The sequence below is a fragment of the Streptomyces sp. NPDC057900 genome, from assembly GCF_042887885.1.
Taxonomy (GTDB): Bacteria; Actinomycetota; Actinomycetes; order Streptomycetales; family Streptomycetaceae; genus Streptomyces.
Genome location: NZ_JBHVOI010000001.1, coordinates 1,404,459 through 1,428,016 on the forward strand (window position 1 = coordinate 1,404,459; position 23,558 = coordinate 1,428,016).

At 72.0% G+C, this 23,558-nt stretch carries 16 protein-coding genes; 5 read left to right on the forward strand and 11 right to left on the reverse strand.

The genetic code is table 11. The features are described from left to right. Positions 1–248 precede the first annotated feature (248 nt). Positions 249–641, forward strand: a complete 393-nt coding sequence (locus ACFVQ0_RS05800) for a ribonuclease domain-containing protein (RefSeq protein ID WP_390084897.1) — start codon at positions 249–251, stop codon at positions 639–641. A gap of 105 nt (positions 642–746) precedes the next feature. On the opposite strand, the gene ACFVQ0_RS05805 is transcribed toward ACFVQ0_RS05800, so the two are convergent. The 7 genes from ACFVQ0_RS05805 to ACFVQ0_RS05835 form a co-directional block, all read right to left on the reverse strand. Continuing rightward, on the reverse strand, positions 747–3,134 hold the full coding sequence (locus ACFVQ0_RS05805; RefSeq protein WP_390084898.1) for a M9 family metallopeptidase: 2,388 nt from the start codon (positions 3,132–3,134) through the stop codon (positions 747–749). Positions 3,135–3,453: 319 nt separating this feature from the next. Next, the gene (locus tag ACFVQ0_RS05810) at positions 3,454–4,125 is read right to left on the reverse strand and encodes a GntR family transcriptional regulator (protein WP_390084900.1); all 672 of its coding nucleotides are present in this window, start codon (positions 4,123–4,125) and stop codon (positions 3,454–3,456) included. A 161-nt stretch (positions 4,126–4,286) separates the two neighbouring features. Then, positions 4,287–5,288 carry a proline racemase family protein gene (locus tag ACFVQ0_RS05815; RefSeq protein ID WP_390084902.1) on the reverse strand — a complete coding sequence of 334 codons (1,002 nt, stop codon included), beginning with the start codon at positions 5,286–5,288 and terminating at the stop codon, positions 4,287–4,289. Positions 5,289–5,373: 85 nt separating this feature from the next. Beyond that, positions 5,374–6,282, reverse strand: coding sequence for a dihydrodipicolinate synthase family protein (locus tag ACFVQ0_RS05820; RefSeq protein WP_390084904.1), 909 nt, complete (start codon positions 6,280–6,282; stop codon positions 5,374–5,376). Positions 6,283–6,396: 114 nt separating this feature from the next. Continuing rightward, positions 6,397–7,878, reverse strand: a complete 1,482-nt coding sequence (locus ACFVQ0_RS05825) for an FAD-dependent oxidoreductase (RefSeq protein ID WP_390084906.1) — start codon at positions 7,876–7,878, stop codon at positions 6,397–6,399. Further along, on the reverse strand, positions 7,859–8,197 hold the full coding sequence (locus ACFVQ0_RS05830; protein WP_390084908.1) for a (2Fe-2S)-binding protein: 339 nt from the start codon (positions 8,195–8,197) through the stop codon (positions 7,859–7,861). Before ACFVQ0_RS05830 ends, ACFVQ0_RS05825 begins: the two co-directional genes overlap by 20 nt. Beyond that, complete coding sequence (locus ACFVQ0_RS05835) at positions 8,194–9,429, reverse strand: NAD(P)/FAD-dependent oxidoreductase (protein WP_390084909.1); 1,236 nt, start codon at positions 9,427–9,429, stop codon at positions 8,194–8,196. Before ACFVQ0_RS05835 ends, ACFVQ0_RS05830 begins: the two co-directional genes overlap by 4 nt. A gap of 279 nt (positions 9,430–9,708) precedes the next feature. On the opposite strand from ACFVQ0_RS05835, the gene ACFVQ0_RS05840 reads away from it, so the two are divergent. Next, positions 9,709–10,464, forward strand: coding sequence for an ALF repeat-containing protein (locus ACFVQ0_RS05840; RefSeq protein WP_390084910.1), 756 nt, complete (start codon positions 9,709–9,711; stop codon positions 10,462–10,464). 57 nt (positions 10,465–10,521) lie between these two features. On the opposite strand, the gene ACFVQ0_RS05845 is transcribed toward ACFVQ0_RS05840, so the two are convergent. From ACFVQ0_RS05845 to ACFVQ0_RS05855, 3 genes are all read right to left on the reverse strand, one after another. After that, positions 10,522–12,264 carry a pyruvate dehydrogenase gene (locus ACFVQ0_RS05845; protein ID WP_390084911.1) on the reverse strand — a complete coding sequence of 581 codons (1,743 nt, stop codon included), beginning with the start codon at positions 12,262–12,264 and terminating at the stop codon, positions 10,522–10,524. 113 nt (positions 12,265–12,377) lie between these two features. After that, entirely contained in the window at positions 12,378–13,922 is a 1,545-nt protein-coding gene (locus tag ACFVQ0_RS05850) for a protein phosphatase 2C domain-containing protein (RefSeq protein ID WP_390084913.1), read from the reverse strand. A gap of 141 nt (positions 13,923–14,063) precedes the next feature. Continuing rightward, the gene (locus ACFVQ0_RS05855; RefSeq protein WP_390084915.1) at positions 14,064–17,831 is read right to left on the reverse strand and encodes a S8 family serine peptidase; all 3,768 of its coding nucleotides are present in this window, start codon (positions 17,829–17,831) and stop codon (positions 14,064–14,066) included. Between the two features lie 211 nt (positions 17,832–18,042). Here ACFVQ0_RS05855 and ACFVQ0_RS05860 point away from each other — a divergent pair, with 211 nt between their 5' ends. The 3 genes from ACFVQ0_RS05860 to ACFVQ0_RS05870 all read left to right on the forward strand — a co-directional run bounded on the left by ACFVQ0_RS05860 (position 18,043) and on the right by ACFVQ0_RS05870 (position 22,187). Beyond that, positions 18,043–19,032 (forward strand): helix-turn-helix domain-containing protein, encoded by a 990-nt coding sequence (locus tag ACFVQ0_RS05860; protein WP_390084917.1) that lies wholly within the window; start codon positions 18,043–18,045, stop codon positions 19,030–19,032. 83 nt (positions 19,033–19,115) lie between these two features. Then, positions 19,116–19,598 (forward strand): DUF456 domain-containing protein, encoded by a 483-nt coding sequence (locus ACFVQ0_RS05865; protein ID WP_390084919.1) that lies wholly within the window; start codon positions 19,116–19,118, stop codon positions 19,596–19,598. 195 nt (positions 19,599–19,793) lie between these two features. Next, positions 19,794–22,187: a glycoside hydrolase family 95-like protein gene (locus tag ACFVQ0_RS05870; RefSeq protein WP_390084921.1), complete on the forward strand. Its 2,394-nt coding sequence runs from the start codon at positions 19,794–19,796 to the stop codon at positions 22,185–22,187. A gap of 3 nt (positions 22,188–22,190) precedes the next feature. Here the strand turns inward: ACFVQ0_RS05870 and ACFVQ0_RS05875 are convergent, their stop codons facing one another. Continuing rightward, positions 22,191–23,558: a DNA-3-methyladenine glycosylase 2 family protein gene (locus ACFVQ0_RS05875; RefSeq protein WP_390085410.1), complete on the reverse strand. Its 1,368-nt coding sequence runs from the start codon at positions 23,556–23,558 to the stop codon at positions 22,191–22,193.

Sequence of the window (23,558 nt, forward strand, 5' to 3'; positions counted from 1 at the left end):
GCTCCATCGTCTCCCCCGCCCGCACAGTGAATCGCCCCCTTCTCGTCGAATGCGTCGAATGCGCTTCACGCAATGCATGCCCCGCCCACGGGCCGTCACGCTTTCCCGGACGTCAATGAGTGCGGAACCACAGAGTCCGGGGGACCCGGGGTCGCGGGGTGGATCTTCCACCGTTCAGGTTAACTTCCGAAAAATTCACCGTAGTTGGCGTTGACGGGACAGCATCTACGCGCGTCATCATGGTGGGTATGCGAATCCCCCCACGGATCACCACGCTCGGCGGCGTCGCCGCCCTCCTGTCCGTCCTCTTCGTCGGCGGCCCTGTCGCGGCGAGCGCCACCGCGGCTCCTGCCTCGGTCGGCGACATCTGCTACTCCGCCCTTCCCTCCCAGGCGCACGACACCCTCGATCTCATCGACGCGGGTGGCCCGTTCCCGTACGACCAGGACGGTGTCGTCTTCCAGAACCGCGAAGGCGTCCTGCCCGGCCAGAGCACCGGGTACTACCACGAGTACACCGTGGTCACCCCGGGCTCTCCCACCCGTGGAGCGCGCCGGATCGTCACTGGTGAGGAGACTCAGGAGGACTACTACACCTCCGACCACTACGCGACGTTCGACCTGGTCGACTTCACCTGCTGAGCCATCTCCCGCCCGGATCCGCGCCGCAGCCCCCCACCTGCGGCGCGGATCACTTCGTCCGGCCCGGCACCGCGCGAAGACCGCTCGGTACCGGGCGAAGACCGGTCAGTACTGCGTGGAGACCTTCACTCCGCCGAAGTCCTGCACGGCGTACAGGCTGATGTAGTGGGCGCCCTCGGCCGGATGGTCGACGGTCAGGGTGTGGGCGTTGCCGCTGCCGGTCGCCCGGCTGGTGTAGGCGTCCGTGGTGGCCCAGCCACCGGCGTTGTAGTAGAGGTCGGCGTCCCCGGTGCCACCGCTCGTGGTGATCGTCAGCCGGGCGGTACCGGCGGGCACGTAGATGTAGTGGTAGGAGTAGTTGCCCTTGGTGGCCTGCTGACCGCTGCGGACGCAGTTCTGGCCGAGTTCACGGCTGTCGGCGGCGGCGCACTCGGTGCCCGGCTCTGTGGGCGGGTTGGTGGTGGTGCCGCAGCTGCCGGCCGCGCAGGACGTCAGCCAGCTGTTCCAGTCGGCGTCGTAGCTGCTGCCGATGGTGGAGGTGAGCAGGGTGCGGGCGCCGTTCCAGTCGCCCGCACGGTAGAGGCCCAGCAGCTTGTCCACGTCGGCGCGGTGCGACTGGAGCATGTAACGGACGGCCAGATAGCCCCAGTTGTAGACGCGGGTCTGGTCGGCGTTCTCGTACGTCGAGTCGAACAGGGTGCGCAGGGTGTAGGTGTGTGCCGCGGCCTGGGTGATGGCGTCGTCGTAGGTGACGTCGCGGTAGCTGTAGGAGATGTACTCCGCGAAGCCCTCGACCCACCAGATGGTCGGCGTCGTGATGCCCGCCTCGAAGTCACCGGCCATGTCGAACCGGCCGTCGAGGTAGTGCGTGTACTCGTGGTTGAGGTTCCAGATCTGGAACTCGGGCCGGACCCACTCGGCCTCGTAGGCGATGAACCTCGGCTGGTTGCCTGCCGCGGCCGGGTCGCCTTCGAGGTACATGCCGCCGTTGTCGGTGGAGATTCCGTAGATGGCCCCGGCGTACGTCTGGTAGTCGGCGCTCGAATCGAAGACGACCACCTCGATCGTGCTGTTCCGGTCGTTGGCGACGGGTCCCTTGTCGCGCACCACGTCGTGGAAGTAGGCGTCCTGGTTGCGCAGGCTGGTGCAGGCGGTCGCGAGATCGTCCGAGGACATCTGCTGGGCCAGGATGCGAATGCTGTCGCTGCACGTGTAGTTGACCGGGAGGACGGCGCTCTTGAGGCGTGCCGACAGGTCGCAGGTGCCGTAGACGGAACAGTTGGCCGCGTCGTAGTAGTCGGTCATCTCCGCCAGCCCGACCCAGAGCGGCGCGGTGGTGCCGGTCATCGCGGTGCGGCCGAGCAGATCGGTGACCAGCGGGCGGGCCTTGGGCCGCAGCGACTCCTCCTGGAGGAAGCGCGCCAGCTCGCGACCGGCGTTGGAGGTCAGATACGACTTGTCCGTGCCGAGCAGGTTCAGATGGTCACGGGCGAAGCCGGCGAGCGAGTCGAGCAGGCTCGGGTCGGCCTCCACCGCGCTGACGAACTCGGGCACCTGGTGGCCGCGGAAGGTCACGGTGTAGACGCCGTTGACCGCGTTGAGCATGTACCAGGAGCTGTCGTACGAGGAGTTGTAGTCGGTGAGCAGCCGCTTGACGACGTACAGGTAGCGGGCGTTCTGCTCCGCGCTGTCGATGAGGATGACGGCTTCCGACAGGGTCTCGCCGTTGGCGTCCGTGACATCACCGGCGTGCGAGGAGGCGAAGAAGCCGTCCAGCGCGCCCTGGATGGCGGTGCGCAGCGGGGCGCCGTAGCTGCCGACGGTGTCGGGGTCGTAGTACTGGACGTAGTAGCCGGCCCGCAGGAAGAGGACCAGCTGCGGCATGCCGGTGCTGCTGTTCCCGGGGTAGGCGGCCGATCCGTCGCGCATCGCGTCGGCGACGCTGACCATCTGGGCCTCGCGGAACGCGAGGTAGCCGTCGTTGCCCTTGAGGTTGAACAGGGTGTTGACGCAGTCGGTCGTCGATGACTTGATCTGTTGCACCAGGGCGCTGCCGGTGCGGCTGGTGAAGTCCGCGACGGAGCAGGCGGCGGCCGCGCCGGTGCCTGCCGACCTGGCGGCGGCGCGGGCCTTCGTCTTCATCGAGGGGGCGGGGTGGCTCGGCGCGGAGGCGTCCGGGGCGTCGTAGTCGCGCCGCAGCGCGTCCTTGGAAGCGGTCGTGGGCGGTCTGTCGGCGGGCTTGAGGGCCTTGTCGGCTATGTGACCGGCGTCCTGGACGGGCGCGGTGAGGGCCTGGGCGGTGGGGCCGCCCGGATCCGGCGCGGCCGGGTCCGCGGCCTTCTGCGCGGCGGCCTTCGCGCTCGCGGTCGCCGCGGTGGAGGGACGGACCTCTGCGGCCCGGCTCGGCGCCGCGAGCATGCCGACGCCCAGGCAGGCCGCCAGCGCCACGGTGGATAGTCCGGTGAATCTCTGACGAACCGTTCGGTTCTTCACGTGCCGCCTCCCAGCGGGTGGTGGCCGCGCGACGTTGCGCGGCCGTGGGGGATGGTGCGCGGTCGGGGTCGGGGGGAAGGCCGGACAGGGCTAACCGTCTGGCATGAACACGACCTCAATCGCGACCGCCTGTACAATGGCACATGTCACATGTCCTTAGGAAGCGGTTGGGACCGAATTCGTGCGTACGCCAACTTCCGGTCTTCCAAGACGACTTGTGAGCGACCGTCGCATCCGGGTCCGGGCATGACGGCGGACCCGGACGGGGTACCGCATCCGGGTCAGGCGCTCGTCGGGGAGCCGGGTGAGCTCGGCGGTGTCAGGCCTTCGTGCCGTCGGCCCACAGGGACCGGACATGGGACATATGGGCGAGCATGCAGGCCTCGGCGCCAGGGGCGTCCCCGGCGATGACCAGATCCAGCAGCTGTACGTGCTCCTCCGCGGAGGCCGTCAACTGGCCGGACTCCGACAGCCTGTTGAGCCCGTACAGGCGGGAGCGCTTACGCAGTTCACCGACCTCCTCCACCAGCCGGCGGTTCCCGGCCAGCCCGAGCAGGGCGAGGTGGAAGCGGCGGTCCGCCTCCAGATAGCCCAGGATGTCCTGCCGTCGCGCGGCCTCGACGATCTCCTTCGCGACGGGGCGCAGCGCCTCCAGCTCCACCGTCAGCCCCATCCGCGCGATCCTGCCGATGGTGGGAACCTCGATCATCGCCCGGAGTTCGGTGAAGTCGTCGAGATCCTGGTCGGTCAGTTCGGTGATCCGGAAGCCCTTGTTGCGGACGGCCTCGACGAGACCCTCCCGGGCCAGATCGAGCATCGCCTCGCGGACGGGCGTCGCCGAGACGCCGAACTCGGAGGCGAGCGCGGGAGCCGAGTAGATCGTGCCCGGCCTCAGCTCACCCGCGATCAGCGCCGCCCGCAGCGCGTGCGCCACCTGGTCGCGCAGATGTTCCTGCGCCGAGATCGCATTGAGCGACGTGAGGCGGGCCATGTCTGTCCTCCAGCACCGTGCGGAGACCCAGAATACAATGTGACGTTGTCATGGCACCGCCTGCGGGGGGCACCCTCAGCCGAGTTCGGCATCGCCTGAACGAAAGCCGCCCCGGTCCGCCCCCGGGCCGGGGCCGAGCGGGGCGGTTTCTGTTCAACGGCTCACAGCAGAAACCCTTCGGGGAACGGGTCGGAGGGGTCCAGGAAGTACTGCGCGGTTCCGGTGATCCAGGCGCGGCCCGTGACCGTGGGGACGACTGCGGGCAGCGTGCCGACGGTGGTCTCCGCGACCAGCCGGCCGGTGAACGTGGTGCCGATGAAGGACTCGTTCACGAAGTCCGTGTCCAGCGGGAGTTCGCCCCGCGCGTGGAGCTGGGCCATCCGTGCGGAGGTCCCGGTGCCGCACGGTGACCGGTCGAACCAGCCGGGGTGGATGGCCATCGCGTGCCGGGAGTGGACGGCGTCGGAGCCGGGTGCGATCAGCTGGACGTGTTTGAGCCCGTTGATGCCGGGGTCGAGCGGATGGACCGGGCGGTCCGTCTCGTTGACCGCGTCCATCAGGGCGAGCCCCGCCTCCAGCAGCTCGTCCTTGCGCGAACGGTCGAACGGGAGCCCGAGGTCGGCCAGTTGGACCATGGCGTAGAAGTTTCCGCCGTACGCCAGGTCGTAGGTGACGGTGCCGAGGCCGGGGACCTTCGCCGTGAGTCCCAGCCCGGCGGAGAAGGCGGGGACGTTGGTCAGGGTGACGGAGGTGGCGGCGCCGTCCTCGACGTGGACGTCGACGGAGACCAGTCCGGCCGGGGTGTCCAGCCGTACGGTGGTGACCGGTTCCGTGACCTCCACCATGCCGGTCTCGACCAGCACGGTGGCCACCCCGATCGTGCCGTGTCCGCACATCGGCAGACAGCCGGAGACCTCCATGAACAGGACACCGAAGTCGGCGTCGGGGCGGGTCGGCGGCTGGAGGACGGCCCCGCTCATGGCGGCGTGACCGCGCGGCTCGTACATCAGCAGGGTGCGTACCGCGTCGCGGTGCGCCATGAAGTGGTCGCGTCGCTCGGCCATGGTGGCGCCGGGGACGGTGCCGATCCCTCCGGTGATCACGCGGGTGGGCATGCCCTCGGTGTGCGAGTCGACGGCGTGGAATACGTGACGCGTGCGCAAGTCTCTCCCTCGGTCGTACTGCCGGGCCGCCGCGCGTGTTCTGTGCGCCGGGCGGTGTGTCGGGTGGTCTCTGCCGGGCCCGGTGTCAGTCCAGCCCCTCGGCCAGCGCCTTCTCCGTGGCGGCACGCACGGCGGCGGCGGACTCCGCGTCCAGGGGAAGCCGGGGCGGCCGGGTGGGGCCGCCGTGCCGCCCGACGATGTCCATCGACGCCTTGATCGCCTGGACGAACTCCGGCTTGGAGTCCCACCGCAGCAGCGGGTGGAGCCGCCGGTAGAGCGGCAGGGCCGTCTCCAGGTCCCCGGAGACGGCGGCCCGGTACAGCGCGACACAGCCGGCGGGCAGCATGTTGGGGCAGCCCGCGATCCAGCCGACCGCACCGGCCAGGGCGAGTTCCAGCAGTACGTCGTCGGCCCCCACCAGCAGGTCGAGCCCGGGGGCCTCCTCCGCGATCTCGTAGGCCCTGCGGACGTCCCCGCTGAACTCCTTCACGGCCACGACGGACCCGTCCGCGTGGAGCTGCGCGAGCAGCGCGGGGGTCAGGTCGACCTTGGTGTCGAACGGGTTGTTGTACGCGACGACCGGCAGGCCCGCCCCGGCGACCTCGGCGTAGTGGGCGCGGACCGCGGCGTCCTCGCACGGGTAGCCGTTGGGCGGCAGCAGCAGTACGGAACCGGCGCCCGCCTCCGCCGCCCGGTCGGCGAGGCGGCGCGACTGGGTGCTGTCGTAGGCGGAGACCCCGGGCATGACCCTGGCCCCGTCCCCGGCGGCCTCGATCGCGACGCGCACCACTTGGTCGCGCTCCTGCTCCGTGAGGGTCTGGTACTCCCCCAGCGAGCCGTTCGGCACGACGCCGTCGCAGCCGGCGTCCACGAGGTCGCGGACGTGGGCGGCGTACGCGTCGAAGTCGATGGACCGGTCTTCGCGCAGGGTGAGCGGCGTGGCGACCATGACGCCTCGCCAAGGACGGTTGCGGGCAGTGGAGTTCGTCGACATCTGGGCTCCCTCAGAGGTGTGGGATGACATGGACCGGCGAAGTGGGGACGGTAAAGGGGGACGGAGAAGGCCGCGCTCCCGGTGGCGCCCGGGAGACACGCGTGGCCCGGAGGGTCATTCGTCCTCGGGGCGGGCCGCGCGGGCGAGCGTGGCGAGCGGGACCGGGCAGGCGAGCGGCCGACGGTCCGGGGCTCCGGTCTCGGCCGCGCAGCCCGCCAGTTCCCGGACCGCGAATCCGCACGTCCGGCCCTGGCACCAGCCCATTCCGGCCCGGGTGAGGAGTTTGACCGTACGGCTGTCCCCGGCGCCGAGGTCGTCGACCGCCGTGCGGATCGCGCCCGAGGTGACCTCCTCGCAGCGGCAGACCTCCGTGTCGGCGGCGAGCCACTCGGTCCAGCCCGGGCCGGGCCGGTGCACGGCGCCCATCAGCTCGGCGAACGCGCGCATCCGCCGCCGGGTCCGGCGCAGCACCGCGATCCGGCGTGCGTCCCGGTCCCGGCTGCCGCCCCGGACGTCCCCCGTCACCGCGAGGGCCGCCAACTCGCCCTCGCACAGCGCGAGACGCACTCCGCCGATGCCGCCCGGCTCGCCCGCGGCCCAGACGCCGGGCACGGTGGTGCGCAGGTCCTCGTCGAGCACCAGGGCGGCCGATCCGTCGGCGCCGCACCGGGTCTCGCAGCCCAGTCCGACGGCCAGGTCGAGCTGGGGGACCAGTCCGTGGCCCACTGCCAGGGTGTCGCAGGCGATCCGGCGCCCGGTCCCGGGCAGCGGGCGCCAGTCGCGGTCCAGGCGGCTGACGGTGACGCCCTCCACCCGCTCCGTTCCGTGCACGGCGGTGACCGCCCGGTGGGTCAGGACCCGTACCCGGTGGCCCGCCAGCGCCGCGGAGTGCCGTATCCCCTCCCGGAGCCGGCCGGGGTCCGCGGCCAGCACGCGGGGAGCGCGTCCGTACGCCCCGTATCCGGCGGCCTCCACCAGTGCGGGCACCCGGGCACCGGCGCGCGCCAGGGAGACCGCGACGGCCTGGAGAAGCGGTCCGCTGCCCGCGACGACGACGCGCTGTCCCGGCAGCACCAGACCCGACTTGAGCATGGCCTGTGCCCCGGCCGCGCCGACGACTCCGGGCAGGGTCCAGCCGGGGAAGGGGAGTTGGCGCTCGTGGGAGCCGGTCGCGATGAGCAGTCGGCGGGCCCGGAGCGTGGCCGATCCCTCGCCGTCGGGGCCGGTGACGGCGTGCAGGGTCCAGTCCGCCCCGGTCCGCTCGACGGCCCATACCTGATGTCCGGCGAGGTGGCGGATCCGGCCCGCTTCCCGGTGGAGGCCGAGACGGGTGGTCAGCCCGGCGAACCGCGCCCAGCCGTGGTGCAGAGCCTCGGGCCGGGTGGCGCGCAGGCCGGGGGCCGGGGAGCGGTAGTACTGGCCGCCGGGCGCGTCGGCCGCGTCGAGGAGGATCACGTCGAGTCCGCCGTCGGCGGCGGTGACCGCGGCCGCCAGCCCGGCCGGACCGGCGCCCACCACCGCGAGCTCGGCGAAGTCCGGTGCGGGGGCGGAAGGTTCAGACGCGGAGGGCGAAGGTTCAGCGGTCGAGTCCGGCATGCCCGTCCCCCTCCTGGGTCGTGACCACATCACCGGGGCGGGCGGGCCGCAGACAGGCGCGCCTGCCGGGGACCCCGTTCACGGTGACCAGGCAGTCGAAGCAGGAGCCGATGCCGCAGAAGGCGCCCCGTGGCCGTCCGTTCACCCTGGTGGTGCGCCAGGTCAGGACGGAGTCCGACCAGAGGACGGCGGCGATGCTCCGTCCCGGCAGGGCGTGGACCGGGCGGCCGTCGAAAGTGATCTCGAACCCCGGCCCCGGCTCGGCGCCGGCCTGCGCGGCCGGGGTGCGGGCGGCGGTGCGTTTGCGGATACGTATCACCAGGGCTCCTGTCTCGGTGACCGGGCGGTCGGCGTGCCCTCGCGGCCGGGCTCGAAGGCGGCGTCGGACGCGGGGTCGAAGGCGGGGTCGAACCGGTCGGGCCGGAACGGTTCGGGGTCGATGGCGGGGTCCTCGCCCCGGATCGCCGCGACGACCAGTGCGGCCGTGGCGGGCGCCAGCCCGATGCCCGCTCCTTCGTGGCCGCAGGCGTGGAAGAGGCCCGGCACCCGGCGGTCGGGGCCGATCGCCGGCAGGTGGTCCGGCAGGTAGGGGCGGAAGCCGTGGTAGGCGCGCAGTACACGGGCCTGTCCGAGCACCGGGAAGAGCGCGGCGGCGGCTGCTGCCAGTCGGCTGATCACCGGCACGGACAACGTGCGGTCGAAGCCCACCCGTTCACGGCTCGCGCCGATCAGTACGGGCCCCGACGGGGTCCCTTCCACGACGGGCGAGGTCTGCAGCGCGGCAGAGCCGCTGGACACATCGGCCACGTACTCCGCCGCGTACACCTTGTGCCTGATCAGCCGGGGCAGCGGCTCGGTCACCAGCACGAAGCCGCGCCTGGGCAGCACGGGCAGTTCCACCCCCGCCAGGGCGGCCAGTTCGCCGCCCCGGACACCCGTGGCATTGACCACCGCGGGTGCGAGCAGCTCGCCCCGGCCGGTCCGTACGCCGCGCACCGCGCCGCCCGGCCCGGTGAGCACGGCCGTGACCGCCTCCCCCAGCCGGACACGGGCCCCGGCCTCACGCGCCGTGCGCAGCAGGTGCGCTGCCGCCAGAGCTGGTTGGACCTGGGCGTCCTGCGGGTAGAGGACCCCGCCCGCGAGGCCGGGTGCGAGGTGCGGTTCCAGTCCGGGCAGCTCGTGCGGGGCGACGGCGCGGGTCCGTACCCCCGCCTCCGTCTGTCCGGCCGCAGTCGCGGTCAGGGTCGCCAGCGACGCTTCGTCCGCCGCGACCACCAGGCCGCCCTTCTCCTCGAACTCGATCGCGGGCGGCAGCACTTGGGCGAGCTCGCGCCACAGGGAGGCGGAGTGCAGCGCAAGGTTCAGCTCGGGGCCCGGCGGCTTGTCGGAGACGAGGAGGTTCCCCTCCCCGGCCCCGGTGGTACCACCGGCGACGGGGCCACTGTCCACCACCGCGACCGCGAGTCCGGACCGGGCCGCGTAATAGGCGCAGGCGGCGCCGACCACTCCGGCACCGACGACGACGACGTCCAAGGGCTGTCTCGTGAACACGTCAGTAATATGTCACATTGCTCAGAGGCCGCCAAGAGGTCGTCAGCGCTCCCGATTTGACGATCCGTCATGGCGTTCCGGCGCTGCGTCACCGAAGCCGCACGAGGCGGGTGCGGGCGACGCGATGCCTGCGCATAGCAGTGTGGAGAGTGTGAAGGCTGCCGGAATCCGGCAGTGCTTCCGGCCGCCCTCACAGGCGACGATGTACACGACCGGCGGCGGCACACCCGCTCGCCGGTGCTCCGATCATCACTGCGTTCCGAAGGCAGGTCCACCCGTATGAGAATGACCCGTGCCGCTCTGGCCGTCGCGGCCACCGCCCTGACGCCGGCCCTCCTGCTGACAGCCCCGGCCTTCGCCGCCGGTGCCGCCTCGGCTCCCGCCGCCGTGACGGCGTCGGCAGCCACGGACGACCCCGGCACACCCGTGGACGAGATGTCCGAGGAAGAACTCCGTATCGCGATTCTCCGCATCATGGCGGACGAGGACAGCGGCAGGGGGGTCAACCGGGAGGGGAGCAAGGCCCTCGACGGCACGGTGGAGGACATGCGGGCCTTCCTCAAGACCGGCTACCGGCTGGCCCAGGCGGAGGACGACCGGGTCGCCATCGTCAAACTCCTCGCGAACCCGGCCAGCGGAAAGCGCGTCATCAAGGAAGTCAACGAACTCCTCGACAGCAACGCCACCCCGGAACAGCTCCGCGCCTGGCTCGAATCCGGCTACCGCCTCGCCCAGGCAGAGGACGACCGGGTCGCCATCGTCAAACTCCTCGCGAACCCCGCCAGCGGGAAGCGCGTCATCAAGGAAGTCAACGAACTCCTCGACAGCAACGCCACCCCGGAACAGCTCCGCGCCTGGCTGGAAACCGGCTACCGCCTCGCCCAGGCAGAGGACGACCGGGTCGCCATAGCCCGCATCATCTCCGACCCGAACAGCAGCAGCGCGCTCCGGGCGGCGGCCAGGGCCGCCATCGACGGCACTCCGGAGGAGCTGCGGTACTTCCTGGAGCACGGCCAGTACGAGGTGGACGCCTAGGACTCCGGCGGAGTGGCCGGGGCCCCGCGGGGCCCCGGCCGCTCCGGACCGAAGGGCTCAGGGGCGGGGTACGTTACGGAGGTTGGAGCGGGCCATCTGGACCATCCGGCCCACCCCGCCGTCCAGCACGATCTTGCTCGCGGAGAGCGCGAACCCGGTCACCATGTCCGCGCTGATCCTCGGCGGCATGGAGAGCGCGTTGGGGTCGGTGACGACGTCGACGAGCGCCGGTCCCTTGTGCTTGAACGCGTCCTTGAGGGCCCCTTCGAGCTGCTTGGGCTTCTCGACCCGTACGCCGTACGCCCCGGAGGCCCGCGCGATGGCCGCGAAGTCCGGGTTCTTGTTGGTCGTACCGAACGACGGCAGCCCCGCCACCAGCATCTCCAGTTCGACCATGCCCAGCGCGGAGTTGTTGAACAGTACGACCTTCACCGGCAGGTCGTACTGGACGAGCGTCAGGAAGTCCCCCATCAGCATGGTGAATCCGCCGTCCCCGGACATCGAGACGACCTGGCGGTTCCGGTCCGTGAACTGCGCGCCGATGGCCTGCGGCAGCGCGTTGGCCATCGAACCGTGGCTGAACGAACCGATCACCCGGCGCTTGCCGTTCGGCGTCAGATAGCGGGCCGCCCAGACGTTGCACATACCGGTGTCCACGGTGAACACCGCATCTTCGTCCGCGAGTTCGTCCAGGACAGAGGCCACGTACTCGGGATGGATCGGGACGTGTTTCTCGACCTTGCGGGTGTACGCGCTGATCACGCCCTCCAGCGCGTCGGCGTGCTTCTTGAGCATCCGGTCGAGGAACTTGCGGTCGGACTTCGCCTTCACCCGCGGGGTCAGACAGCGCAGCGTCTCGCGGACGTCCCCCCAGACCGCCAGGTCGAGCTTGGAGCGGCGGCCCAGGTGCTCGGGACGGACATCGACCTGGACGATCTTCACGTCGGTGGGCAGGAAGGCGTTGTACGGGAAGTCCGTGCCGAGCAGGATCAGCAGATCGCACTCGTTGGTGGCCTCGTAGGCGGCGCCGTATCCCAGCAGGCCGCTCATGCCGACGTCGTACGGGTTGTCGTACTGGATCCACTCCTTGCCGCGCAGCGCGTGCCCGACGGGGGCCTTCACCCGTTCCGCGAACTCCATCACCTCCGCGTGCGCACCCGCCGTGCCGCTGCCGCAGAACAGCGTCACCCGTTTGGCCTCGTCGACCATCCGGCAGAGCTTCTCGATCTCCGCGTCGCCGGGCCGCACGCTGGGCCGGGAGGTGACCAGGGCATGCTCGATGGTCTTCTCCGGTGCGGCCTGCGAGGCGATGTCACCCGGCATCGAGACGACGCTGACACCGCCCTGGCCGATCGCGTGCTGGATGGCCGTCTGGAGCAGCCGGGGCATCTGCCTCGGGTTGGAGATCATCTCGTTGTAGTGGCTGCACTCCTGGAAGAGCAGCTCCGGGTGGGTCTCCTGGAAGTAGCCGAGGCCGATCTCGCTCGACGGGATGTGCGAGGCGAGCGCGAGCACGGGTGCCATGGAGCGGTGGGCGTCGTAGAGGCCGTTGATGAGGTGCAGGTTTCCCGGTCCGCAGGAGCCCGCGCAGGCCGCCAGGGTGCCGGTGACCTGCGCCTCCGCGCCTGCGGCGAACGCGGCCGTCTCCTCGTGCCTGACCTGGATCCAGTCCATGTCCGCGTGCCGGCGGATGGCGTCGACGACCGGGTTGAGGCTGTCGCCTACGACCCCGTACAGGCGCTTGACCCCCGCGCGCGAGAGGACATCGACGAACTGCTCCGCCACGTTCTGCTTGGCCATGGGTGCGTGCTCCCTCTGCCTGTGCTCCGTGCACGTTCGGCTGTCCGGAACCCGGGGCACGAAACCCCGGCCGGACGGGTTCTCCGGAGTCCATCAACCCATGACCCGCGCGGTTACGCCTCCCAGACGCCGACGGCCGTGCGGTCGTCGGCGTATCCCTTGACCCTGAGCTGGGTGTCCGCGAGGAAGTCCGCGAGACCCGGCGCGGGGCCCGGGGCCCACCGTCCGGCCAGTTCGGCGGCGAGCTCGGGCTCGTCGCGCAGGGGGTCCGCCAGGCCGTTGCTGCACAGCAGCAGGGTGTCGCCCGGCCGGGCGACCGAGGCCCGGAACCGGAACGGTTCCGCGGGCGGCGGGACCGGGCTCTCGATGTACGGGGCCGGACCGGTGGCGATCCCCAGGTCCATGGTCAGCCGTTCGCCGTCGGGTCCGCTCTCGGGCGTCGCCGAGCCGAAGCCGACCACTCCCTCCCCGGCGAGTTCGGCGGCGTGCGGGACCGCCGGTTCGAGGTCCTGCCAGCTGCCGTCGCGCAGCCGGAAGAGCCCGCCGCCGCCGACGCCGAAGAAGACCCGGGTGCGGCAGCCGGGGTCCGCGGACAGCAGGAGGCAGCGCAGACCCGCGGTGTACTCGTGCGGTTCGAGGCCGAGTTCGGCGGCGCGGGCGCGGAGCCTGCCGTAGGTGCGGTCCGCCAGCCGGTGCAGTCCGGACTTCAGTTCGCCGCGGCGGCCCTCCCTTATGTCCTCGGAGAGCCGGGCATGGCTGCGCCCGACCGCCTCCGCGATCCAGCGGCAGGCGTCGGCGGCGGCCGGGTGCGCGCCCTCGGCCGTGCGCGCGCCGCCCGCGACGGCGACCAGGACGAGGGCGTTCTCGGCGGCGCCGAAGCGCACCGTGACCAGCGCGTCGCGCCGGGGCTCGCCCCGGAACCGCGCGGAGTCGCCGCGCACGGAGGCGGCCCGCAGGGTGTACGTGCCGTAGCGGGCGCCGTCGAGCACGGTGTCGGCGACGAGCGCGTGGATCTCGTGCGGGTCCGTGGCGGGCAGCGCGGTGGGCTCCGCGTCGTACGTGGGCGGCCTGGCACCCACGTACGAGACGGGCCTGTGCGCCTCCTGCTCCCGCTGTTCCCCCGCCCCGGCTTCGGGGGCGGCCGGGGCCGGGGCCGGGGTCTCCGTGTCCGCCGCCGGCCGTTCGTCCTCGTTCCGCTCGACGACGGGCCGCCTGGGCAGCGGCGGCACCTCGGCGTCCCGGCCGGCGGGCGGGCTCTGGTCGAGGCGGGGATCGGCGGCGGGCGGAGGCGGGGGCGGAGGGGGCGGGGGCGGCGGGGGCGGTGGTGGTGGAGGCGGGGGCGGTGGGGGCGGAGGGGGCGGGGCCACCGCGAACGTGCGGGGCCGGGAGATTCCCGCCGGGGGCTCCCAGGGAGCGCGCGGGGGCTCCTCCAGGGGTGGTGGCGGCGGAACGGGTGGCGCGACGCGTGGCTCCGGTATCGCCGCCACGGCCCCGTACGCCTCGGCGCCGTCGGGCCCCACGGCGTCCGACGCCGAGTCGAAGCGGTCGTCGAGACTGTCGGCCGCCTGGCTCGCCCCGGTGTCCGGGGCGGATTCGTCATACAGCCTGCGCCACCAGTCGTCCTCCTGGGCGGCGGGCCTCTCCCCCTGCTGACTCATGCCCATATTGTCCACCGCATGGGGCGTCGCAAAACGGATCATCCCGAAAATGTGGTGGGAGCACCCCACGGAAAAGGGTCCGCCGGGCGGCCCCACCCCCCACGGGAAGGACGCCCGGCGGACCGGTCGGGTGACTGTGCGTCAGCGCACGGCGTACGCGTTGGTCACGGTCTGGACGACGGAGTTGCCGTTGGCGTCCGTCAGCTCGGTCCGCAGGGTGACCGGCTCGCCGGCCGCGTCCGCGTGGTTCACGGTCGCGGTCCAGCGTCCGCCCCGCTGGGCGGTGGCGGCCTCGGTCCAGGTCTCGCCACCGTCGTACGAGTACGAGACCTTGGCCGCCGTCAGCTTGCCGGGCGTGTAGCCGGCGTGACCCGTGACGCTCAGTCCGATCTTCTGGCCGTCCTTCGCCGCAAGGGTCTTCATCCCGTCCGAGGGCAGGTCATAACCCGGGAAGAGCAGCGGGATGCCCTGCGAGTAGACGTCCTCGTCCCGGTGCGAACGGAACTTCCAGGTGGTCTCGGTCGCGGTGGACCGCTTCCACACGGCGGCGGGCTGCCCCGACTTCGCCGTCCTCATGGTGAGTTCGTACGCGGCATCGGCTGCCGGGACGGTGAACACCCCGGACGGCCAGCCGGACTCGCCGATCACCTTGCCGCCGCTGCTGAGCCGCATGCTGCCCATGTCTCCGAAGGAGCCCTGGAGACCGCCGTGTTCTGTGTCGCTCCAGAAGCCTGGGGCGACCCCGATCAGATTGTCCTGGCGTTCTGCGGCGAGCTGCTCCTCGCCCTGGTCGTCGCGGGGTGCGGACGGCACGACGACGCCCCGGTACCAGTCGGAGGCACGCTTCGAACCGGCTTTGTAGGTGCGGAACTTGTCCACCATGAACTCGCCCCAGGGGAAGCTGGAGGAGAGTGCCTGCTGCCAGTTGGAGTCGCCCGCCGTGTAGTACTCGGTGCGCTTTCCGGGTGCGGCGACGGTGTCGAACGCGCCGACACCGTAACTCGCGCCATAGGGGCGGGAGACGAGCAGAGTGTCGACGAAGTCCGTCTTGACGCCCATCGATTCATAGGTGGACTCGACCGCGCCGAGCGCCTTGTCCTTGACCTGGTAGGTGCGGTTCGAGGTGAGGTCGCCGTTCTCGGAGAAGGCCAGGTTGTAGACGAACGGACTGACGGCGGTGGCCTTCCAGCTCAGCTTCACCGGTCCGGCGGCCAGCGCCTCGGTCAGAGTCTTCGCCTCGTCTGCCTGGATGCCGAGCGAGGGCAGGGGCGCCGAGCCGTATCCGACGGACGGCTTCCAGGGGCCCGCTGACGGGCGGTGCGTGATGATCGCCACGGCACCGGCGGCCTTGGCGTCGCGCGCCTGGGTGACGATGGTGCCGTCGTCCGGAACTCCGACGAGCGCGATCTTGCCGGAGACTCCCGCGGCCTTCAGTTCCTCCGGGGTGCCGCTGCCGGCGTCGACGAGCGCGGCCCGGCCGGTGCCGTCGAGGTTGACGGAGCCGTTGGACGCCGTCGTGGGGTGGAGGGTGGCGCCGCCCACGACCGAGAGCTTCTCGATCTGCGGGGCGTACGCGCGCCAGAAGCTGTCGAACTCGAAGTCGCCGTCAGTGGCCTTGCCCCGGATGTCGGCCCGGTAGTCCTTGATGGCGCTGCCGCCTGCGATGGACCCGGCGTGCAGCCAGACGTCGTCCCAGCTGCGGCCGAAGGCGAGGGTGCCGCTACGGGTCTCGCTCGCCCGGTCCCTGGTCTTCACCTGGACGCGGTGCGCCTTGCGGGCGTCGAGCACCAGGGTGGTGTCCTTGGTGACGTTCAGCTGCGGCCTGGCGAGGTAGCCGACGGACTTGGCGAGGGTGCCGGTGGCGTCCTCGGGGTCGGCCGAGACGATGAAGCTGGAGACGAAGTAGGCACCGGGGCGCACCTGGTACACCTGGTCGGTCGAGCCGTCGTTGAACCGGCGCTCACCGCTCGCGGTGTCGGTACCGATGACGTCGAGGGACGACGAGCCGCCGGCGGGGGCCCCGTTGGTGTCGATCAGCTTGACGCGCAGGGTGACGGTCTCGGCGCCGACGTACAGCGAGAACGGGGTGGAGACCTTCACTCCGCCGGGGGCGGTGGCCAGGACCCGGCCGGTGACGTCGCCGTACTGGCTGTCGTGGAGTTTCGCCGTCGGGTCGAGCTTCAGCGGGACCTGGACCGTGGCTCCGGCCGGTACGGTGACGCTCTTCGTGCCGAGTGCGGCGACGGCGGACCCGACGGCCGAACCGTCGTTGCCGGTGACGCTCTGGAGCTTCAGTCCCAGCTTGACCGGCTTGCTGCCCGAGTTGGTGTACGGGACCTGGACGGTGGTGCGGTCGCTCTTGTCCTGCGGCCAGTTGAAGGTGCCGCCCTGGACGGCGGGCGCGCCGGTGACGGTCGTGTCGATGGCCGCCTTCACGTCGAGCCGGCCACCGCCGGTCTCGCGTACGTCACCGGGGATGTCGCTCTTGGCGGACGACACGAGTGCCGCCTTGACCTGCTGTGCGGTCCAGCCGGGGTGGCGTTCCTTGACGATGGCGGCGGCGCCCGCGACATGCGGGGTGGCCATCGAGGTGCCGGACATCGACTGGTAGGCGTAGATCCCGCGCCCGCCCGCCGCGGCGGCGGAGATGCCGACGCCGGGCGCGGTGATCTCGGGCTTGAGGGTGTGCGCGCCGATGGCGGGGCCGCGGCTGGAGAACTGGGCGGTGGAGTCGTCCCGGTCGACCGCGCCGACGGTCAGCACGCTGGGCGCGCAGCCGGGGGAGGAGACGGTGTTGAGGGCGGGGCCCGCGTTACCGGCCGCGACGACGAACAGGGTGTCCTTGCTCTTGCCGAGCTCCTCGGCGGCCATGCTCATCGGGTCGGTGCAGTCGGTCGGTGTCGCGCTGCCCAGGCTCATGGAGACGACGTCGGCCTTCTGGTCGACGGCCCACTGCATGCCCGCGATGATCCAGGAGGAGTCGCCGGAACCGCTGTCGTTGAGGACCTTGCCGACGAGCAGGTCCGCGCCGGGGGCGACGCCCTTCTGCTTGCCGTCGCTGGCCGCTCCGGAGCCGCCCACGGTGGACAGGGTGTGGGTGCCGTGGCCCTGGCGGTCGTCGGTGGTGTCGGAGTCGGTGAAGTTCTCCGACGCGCTGATGCGGCCCTTGAGGTCGGGGTGTTCGGCGTCGGCGCCGGTGTCCAGGACGGCGACCTTGGTGCCCTTGCCGTCGTACCCGGCGGCCCAGGCGAGGTCGGCGCGGATCTGCTTGGTGGACCGGTCGAGGCTGGCCTCGACCTTGCGGTCCAGCCAGAGCTTCTTCAGTCCGGCGGCGGAACGGGACCGGGCTCCGGTGACGTCGGCCCAGAACCCGGCCGCCTTCTCCTTGTCCGCCTTGAGCGCCGTACCCCCGATGGCCGGGAGGGCGATCCCGCGTTGGGCGCCGCGCGGGGTGGCGTGCGCACTGCGGGCGGCGTCGCCGGTGTAGGTGGCGATGAGCGGTACGGAGTCCGCGTGCGCGTCGTCGTAGCCCTGCCGGATCAGCCCGGTGACGTTGAAGAGTTCCTCGTCCACCGTGCCGGCGGCGAGCGCCTTGGCCGCGGTGGCCGGGTAGACGTAGAGGTCCTTGCCGGAGCGGCGGGTCTGCACGAGGGGGACGGTGCCGTCCGCGCCGGCCAGCGCGGTGGCCGAGGCGTTCCCCGAACTGTCCGTGTTCACCAGCACCTTGTCACCCGTGACCAGTGTCACGGTGACCGGCTCTGCCTGTGCGGCGGCAGCCGTCGCACTGCCGGTCAGCGGTCTCTTCGCGGTCGCGTCGTCCTGTGGCGCTGCCACGGACGGCGCGATCACCGTGACGGCCAGGACGGCGGCGGTGGCCGCCCCCAGTGCCGTACGCGATATCGGACGCATCGCTCTCCCCAAGTGATACCGGAACAGGCAGCGCAAAGCGCCGCATTCCGGAGGTTGTTGGTGCTGCGGTGGCGCCACATTGGCAGAGGGGCGGGCGGTACAGGGATGATGTGCCGAGGCGGGTTTACGCCGTGGCCGCTTTCCGCCACGACCGGTCGCCCGCGGAGTACGACATCACACGGAAGCACTGCGTCCGGGGAGGGGTCCGGGGATGCTGGGAGCCATAGGACTCGACGAGATACAGGAGTCGGCCTACCGCGCTCTGGTGGCGCTGGGCGCGGCGGAGGTCTCCGATCTCGCGCACCGGCTGGCCCTTCCGGAACCGGAGACCGAACGGGCGCTGCGCCGGCTGGAGCAGCACGGTCTGGCCGCCCAGTCCTCCGCGCGTACGGGGCGGTGGGTGGCGGCGCCGCCGGGGGTCGCGCTGGGTGCGCTGCTGACGCAGCAGCGCCATGAGCTGGAGCAGGCGGAGCTGGCGGCGGCGCTGCTGGCGGAGGAGTACCGGGCGGACGCCGCGGAGCCCGCCGTCCACGACCTGGTGGAGGTGGTCACGGGTGCGGGCGCGGTGGCACACCGGTTCCATCAGCTCCAGCTGGGTGCGACGAGCGAGGTGTGCGCCCTGGTCACCGGAAAGCCGATCGCGGTCAGCGGTCTCGACAACGAGTCGGAGGAGCGGGCCGCCACCCGGGGCGTGACGTTCCGGGTGGTCGTCGAGCGCGAGGTGCTCGCGCTGCCGTCGGGGATCCTGGAGCTGTCGGCGGCGCTGAGCCGTGACGAGCACTGCCGGGTGGTGGACCGGGTGCCGACGAAGCTGGTCGTCGCGGACGGCGCTCTGGCGATGGTGCCGCTGACCGGTCGCGGCGCGGAGCCGGCCGCCCTGGTCGTACACGCCTCCGGGCTGCTGGAGTCGCTGATGGGGCTGTTCGAGGCGGTGTGGCGCGAGGCGATGCCGCTGCGGCTCGGGGAGAGCGGGATGGTGCGGGAGGAGACGACCGGCCCCGATCCGACGGATCTGGAGGTCCTGTCGCTGCTGCTGGCCGGGCTGACCGACGCCAGCGTCGCGAAACAGCTGGAGCTGGGGCTGCGGACCGTGCAGCGCCGGGTCAAGGGCCTGATGGAGCTCACCGGGGTGTCGACCCGGCTGCAGCTGGGCTGGCACGCCTACGAGCGGGGCTGGGTGTCCCGCGAGCCGCGCGCCTGATCCCACTCCCCGCCGGGCCGGACCGACGGGCCTCCCGGGGCCGACGACGGGCGGGAGCGGCCGGACTCCTGCACGCTGGTCAGATGAGTGTGTGGCAGCTCGTCGCCGTCGGCCTGGTCATGCTGCTCGGCCTGATCGGCGTGCTGCTGCCCGGTGTGCCCGGCCAGGCGATCGTCTGGGCCGCGGTGCTGTGGTGGGCGCTGGCGGACAACACCCCGGCGGCCTGGGCCGTACTGATCGGCGCCACGGCCCTCCTCCTGCTGAACCAGGCGCTCAAACCACTCCTGCCGCCGCGCCGCCCGCGCGAGTCGGGGGCGCCGCGCAGGACGCTGCTGCTGGGCGGGATCGGCGCCATCGCGGGCTTCTTCGTCGTGCCGGTGGTGGGCGCGATCCTCGGGTACGTGGGCGTGATCTACGGGGCGGAGCGGATGCGGCTGGGCAGCCGGGGGGCGGGCTGGGCCTCGGTCCGCTCGGTGATGCGGGCCACCGGCTACTCCGTACTGGTCGAGCTCTTCGCCTGCCTCCTGGTGACCGGGGCGTGGGCCGGCGTACTGCTCCGGCACTGACGCGCCCGGGCGCCGGCGCCACCTCTTCGGCATCACGCCCTCGGCGTCACGTATTCGATGCCCGATCACATGGATAGAAACACATCGGATCTCTCGCATCCTATTGACGCTCCGATGGCGCAAGTCTACCTTCCGTGAGGACATAGCTCGGATGAATTACTGCGCCCGCCTGCGTACGAATCGCCAGGAGTTGCCTTGCCCACAGCACCGGATCCCGCCGCGCCCACCCGCACCGATTCCCCGTCGCCCGCGCCCTCCCGCAGAACCGTTCTCGCCACCGGTACCGCGCTCGGCGGCGCCCTCGTGGTGGGCGGCGCGGCCGTCCCGGCCCAGGCCGCCGCCCCGGCAGCCGCCCCGGCCGCGAGCACCGCCGCCCCGGTGACGGTGCACTCCCCCGCCGACAGCTGGAACACCGTCCTGGACGACGCGGACCTGCACTGGCAGAAGCTGCCGAAGACCTGGTACGAGGGCCCCTACCTGGGCAACGGCCGGCTCGGCTCCGGCATCTACGCGGAGCCCGGCGCCGAGGCCACCGCGATCCGGTTCAACGTCCAGCACTCCGAGGTCCAGGACCACCGCCCCGAGTACGGCTCGCTGTTCGGCCTCGCCCGGCTCCCGATCGGCCACTTCACCCTGGAACCGGCCGGCACCATCACCGGCGTCGACTGGCGGATGCGGCTGCACACGGCCGAGCTCCAGGGCACCGTCACCACCACCGCCGGCACCCTCACGCTCCGCGCCTTCGTCCAGTCAACCGGCGACGTACTGGCCGTCGAGGTGACCCCGAGCGCGGGCGAGAAGGCGTTCCGCTGGGTCTTCCACCCGGCCGAGGCGATCAGCCCCAGGGCCGCGTTCAAGCCGCTGCCCGACGGCTACACCGGCAACCCCCCGGCCGTCGTCGAGAAGCACGGCGCCACCTCCGCCGCCGTGCAGCCGCTGCTGAGCGGCGGACAGCACGTCACCGCCTGGCGCGAGCGCACCCGGGGCGCGGTCCGCACCCTGTACGCGACCGTCGCGCACTCCTACCCGAAGAACACCGCCCGCGACCGCGCGCTGCGCACCGTCACGGTCGCCTCCGCCCTCCCGTACACCCTGCTGTCCGTGCCGCACCGGGCCTGGTGGGACCGCTTCTACCGGAAGAGCTTCCTGTCGCTGCCCGATGCCCGGCTCCAGCGGTTCTACTGGATCCAGCTCTACAAAACGGCGTCGGCCGCCCGCAAGGACGCGCCCGTGATGGCCACCTCCGGCCCCTGGCTGGAGCCCACCCCCTGGCCCAACACCTGGTGGAACCTCAACGTCCAGCTGGAGTACTGGCTGATCCACGGCTCCAACCACCTGGAGCTCGACGCCGTCACCCGGGCCCTGAGCGAGTTCCGGGACCAGCTCTCCCGCGAGGTCGCCGCCCCCTACCGGGCGGACTCGGCGGGCATCCCCCGCACCACCGACCCGCAGCTGGTCAACGGGGCGGCCGTGGCCGACGGCGGGTATGGCGTCGGCATCCCCGGCCAGGACCCGCCCACCCCCGAGGTCGGCAACCTGACCTGGGCCCTGCACAACGTCTGGCTCTCCTACCGGCACACCATGGACCGCTCGGTCCTGCGCGACACCCTGTTCCCACTGCTGCGCAAGGCGGTCAACTACTACCTGCACTTCCTCACCCCCGGCGCGGACGGCAAGCTGCACCTGCCGGCCACCTTCTCCCCCGAGTACGGCGTCAACGCCCCCGACTGCAACTACGACCTGATGCTGCTGCGCTGGGGCTGCCGCACCCTGCTCGACTCGGCCCGGGAACTGGGCGTCCACGACCCGCTCACCGCCCGCTGGGAGGAGGTCCTGGCCAGGCTCGCCCCGTACCCGGTGGACGAGAACGGCTTCATGATCGGCGCCGGGGTGCCGTTCGCGATGTCCCACCGCCACTACTCGCACATGCTCGCCGTGTATCCGCTGTACGAGATCAACGGCTCCACCGACGCGGAACGCGCCCTGATCGAGAAGTCCCTCGCCCACTGGGTCGGCTTCGAGGGCGCGCTGCAGGGCTACACCTTCACCGGCGCGGCCTCCATGTCGGCGCTGCTCGGCAAGGGCGAGGACGCCCTGAAGTACCTGGGCGAGCTGATGAGCCGGTTCATCCAGGCCAACACCATGTACAAGGAGTCAGGACCGGTCATCGAGACCCCGCTGTCCGCCGCCCAGTCGCTGCACGACATGGTCTGCCAGTCCTGGGGCGACACGATCAGGGTCTTCCCCGCCCTCCCCGCCGCCTGGCGGGAGCTGACCGTGCACGACTTCCGTACCCAGGGTGCCTTCCTGCTCAGCGCGGTACGGGAAGGGGGCCGGACCCGCTGGGTGCGCCTCACCAGCGAGGCGGGCGCGCCCTGCGTCGTACGGCACGGCATCGAGGGCCCGGTCGAGGTCCGCGACGGACGCGGGCACCGGCTGAACCACGAGCGGCTGGCCGACGGATCGGTCCGCATCCCGCTCCGCAAGGGCGAATCGGCGCTGATCACCGCGGCGGGCGACCGCCCGGACCTCACCGTCCGCCCGGTCACCGCGAACGAACCGGCGCCCAGCTGGGGCCTGCCCGCCTGAGGCTCACACGGACACCCGGCCCGCCGACCGCGCGTGGCGTACGCCGTAGGAACGCCACGGTCGCCACCGGTCCGAGCCGGGTGTCCCGTACGGGTCGACGTCCGGGTCGCCCAGCGCGCGCATCCGGATCAGGGCCGCGGTCGCCGGTCCGACGCCCGGCAGCCGCGAGAGGGCCTGCTCGGCCTCCTCCCGGTCCGCGCCCGCGTCGAGCCGTACGCCACCGTCGGCCAGCGCCCCGGCCAGCGCCCGCAGCTCAGGACCGGGTGCCGCCCCGGCCAGCACACCCGGTTCGGGGAACACATGGGTGAGCCCGCCGCAGGGCATGTCCAGCCGCTTCCCGTACAACTCCACGAGCTCCTGCGCGGCCGCCGGACCGACCAGGGCCCGCACGGCGAACTCCTCGGGGTCCACGGTGCCCGGCGAGCGCAGCCCGGGGCGGGCGGCGACCCGCTGGGCGAGCAGCGGATCGGCGGCGAGCAGTTCGTCGACGGCGTACGGGTCGGCGTCCAGGTCGAAGAGCCGGCGCAGCCGCTGCACCGCCGTGGTCAGATCGCGCAGGTCGGTGAGGTGGATGCGGGCCTCCAGCCAGCTCCCGGCGGACCGCTCGTCCACGGCGGCGATGCCGGTGCCATAGGGAAGGCGCAGGGTGCGGCGGTAGGTGCGGCCGCCGGGCTCGCCGCTGACCTCCTCGATCCGGGCGACCGTCCCGGCCGCGAGCAGGTCGAAGACCTCGCGGGCGGCGTACGGTCCCCGGTGCGCGAGCCGGAGCGGGATTCCGGTGGTGCGCGCCTCCTTGACCGAGGCGCCCAGGCCGGTGCCCGCCTCCGCGCGCAGTTCGCTGGGGGTGCGGGCGTAGATCTGCCGGATCGTGTCATTGAACTGGCGCACGCTGGCGAAACCGGCGGCGAAAACGACTTCGGTGACGGGCAGGGCGGTGGTCTGGAGCAGTACCCGGGCCGTGTGCGCGCGCTGGGCGCGCGCCAGGGCCACGGGACCGGCGCCCAGTTCCGCGTTGAGCTGCCGCTGCACCTGCCGCGAGCTGTAGCCGAGCCGGCCGGCCAGACCGGGGACGCCCTCCCGGTCCACCACACCGTCGCCGATCATCCGCATGGCGCGGCCGACCACATCGGCCCGGACGTTCCAGTCGGCGGAGCCGGGCACGGCGTCCGGGCGGCAGCGCCTGCACGCCCGGAAGCCGTTGCCCTGGGCGGCGGCCGCGGTCGGGTAGAAGCGGACATTCTTCCGCTTCGGGGTGACGGCGGGGCAGCTCGGCCGGCAGTAGATGCCGGTCGTCTCGACGGCGAAGAAGAACTCCCCGTCGAAACGCGCGTCGCGGCTGCTCACCGCCTCGTACCTGGTCTCTTCGTCCAT

What these genes read in the sequence shown, in the direction of transcription:
- ACFVQ0_RS05800 (WP_390084897.1), top strand. Translation starts at nt 249, where the DNA reads ATGCGAATCCCCCCACGGATCACCACGCTCGGCGGCGTCGCCGCCCTC.
- ACFVQ0_RS05810 (WP_390084900.1), bottom strand. Translation starts at nt 4,125, where the DNA reads ATGGCCCGCCTCACGTCGCTCAATGCGATCTCGGCGCAGGAACATCTG.
- ACFVQ0_RS05850 (WP_390084913.1), bottom strand. Translation starts at nt 13,922, where the DNA reads ATGAGTCAGCAGGGGGAGAGGCCCGCCGCCCAGGAGGACGACTGGTGG.
- ACFVQ0_RS05865 (WP_390084919.1), top strand. Translation starts at nt 19,116, where the DNA reads ATGAGTGTGTGGCAGCTCGTCGCCGTCGGCCTGGTCATGCTGCTCGGC.
- ACFVQ0_RS05855 (WP_390084915.1), bottom strand. Translation starts at nt 17,831, where the DNA reads ATGCGTCCGATATCGCGTACGGCACTGGGGGCGGCCACCGCCGCCGTC.
- ACFVQ0_RS05820 (WP_390084904.1), bottom strand. Translation starts at nt 6,282, where the DNA reads ATGTCGACGAACTCCACTGCCCGCAACCGTCCTTGGCGAGGCGTCATG.
- ACFVQ0_RS05845 (WP_390084911.1), bottom strand. Translation starts at nt 12,264, where the DNA reads ATGGCCAAGCAGAACGTGGCGGAGCAGTTCGTCGATGTCCTCTCGCGC.
- ACFVQ0_RS05825 (WP_390084906.1), bottom strand. Translation starts at nt 7,878, where the DNA reads ATGCCGGACTCGACCGCTGAACCTTCGCCCTCCGCGTCTGAACCTTCC.
- ACFVQ0_RS05840 (WP_390084910.1), top strand. Translation starts at nt 9,709, where the DNA reads ATGAGAATGACCCGTGCCGCTCTGGCCGTCGCGGCCACCGCCCTGACG.
- ACFVQ0_RS05875 (WP_390085410.1), bottom strand. Translation starts at nt 23,558, where the DNA reads ATGGACGAAGAGACCAGGTACGAGGCGGTGAGCAGCCGCGACGCGCGT.
- ACFVQ0_RS05860 (WP_390084917.1), top strand. Translation starts at nt 18,043, where the DNA reads ATGCTGGGAGCCATAGGACTCGACGAGATACAGGAGTCGGCCTACCGC.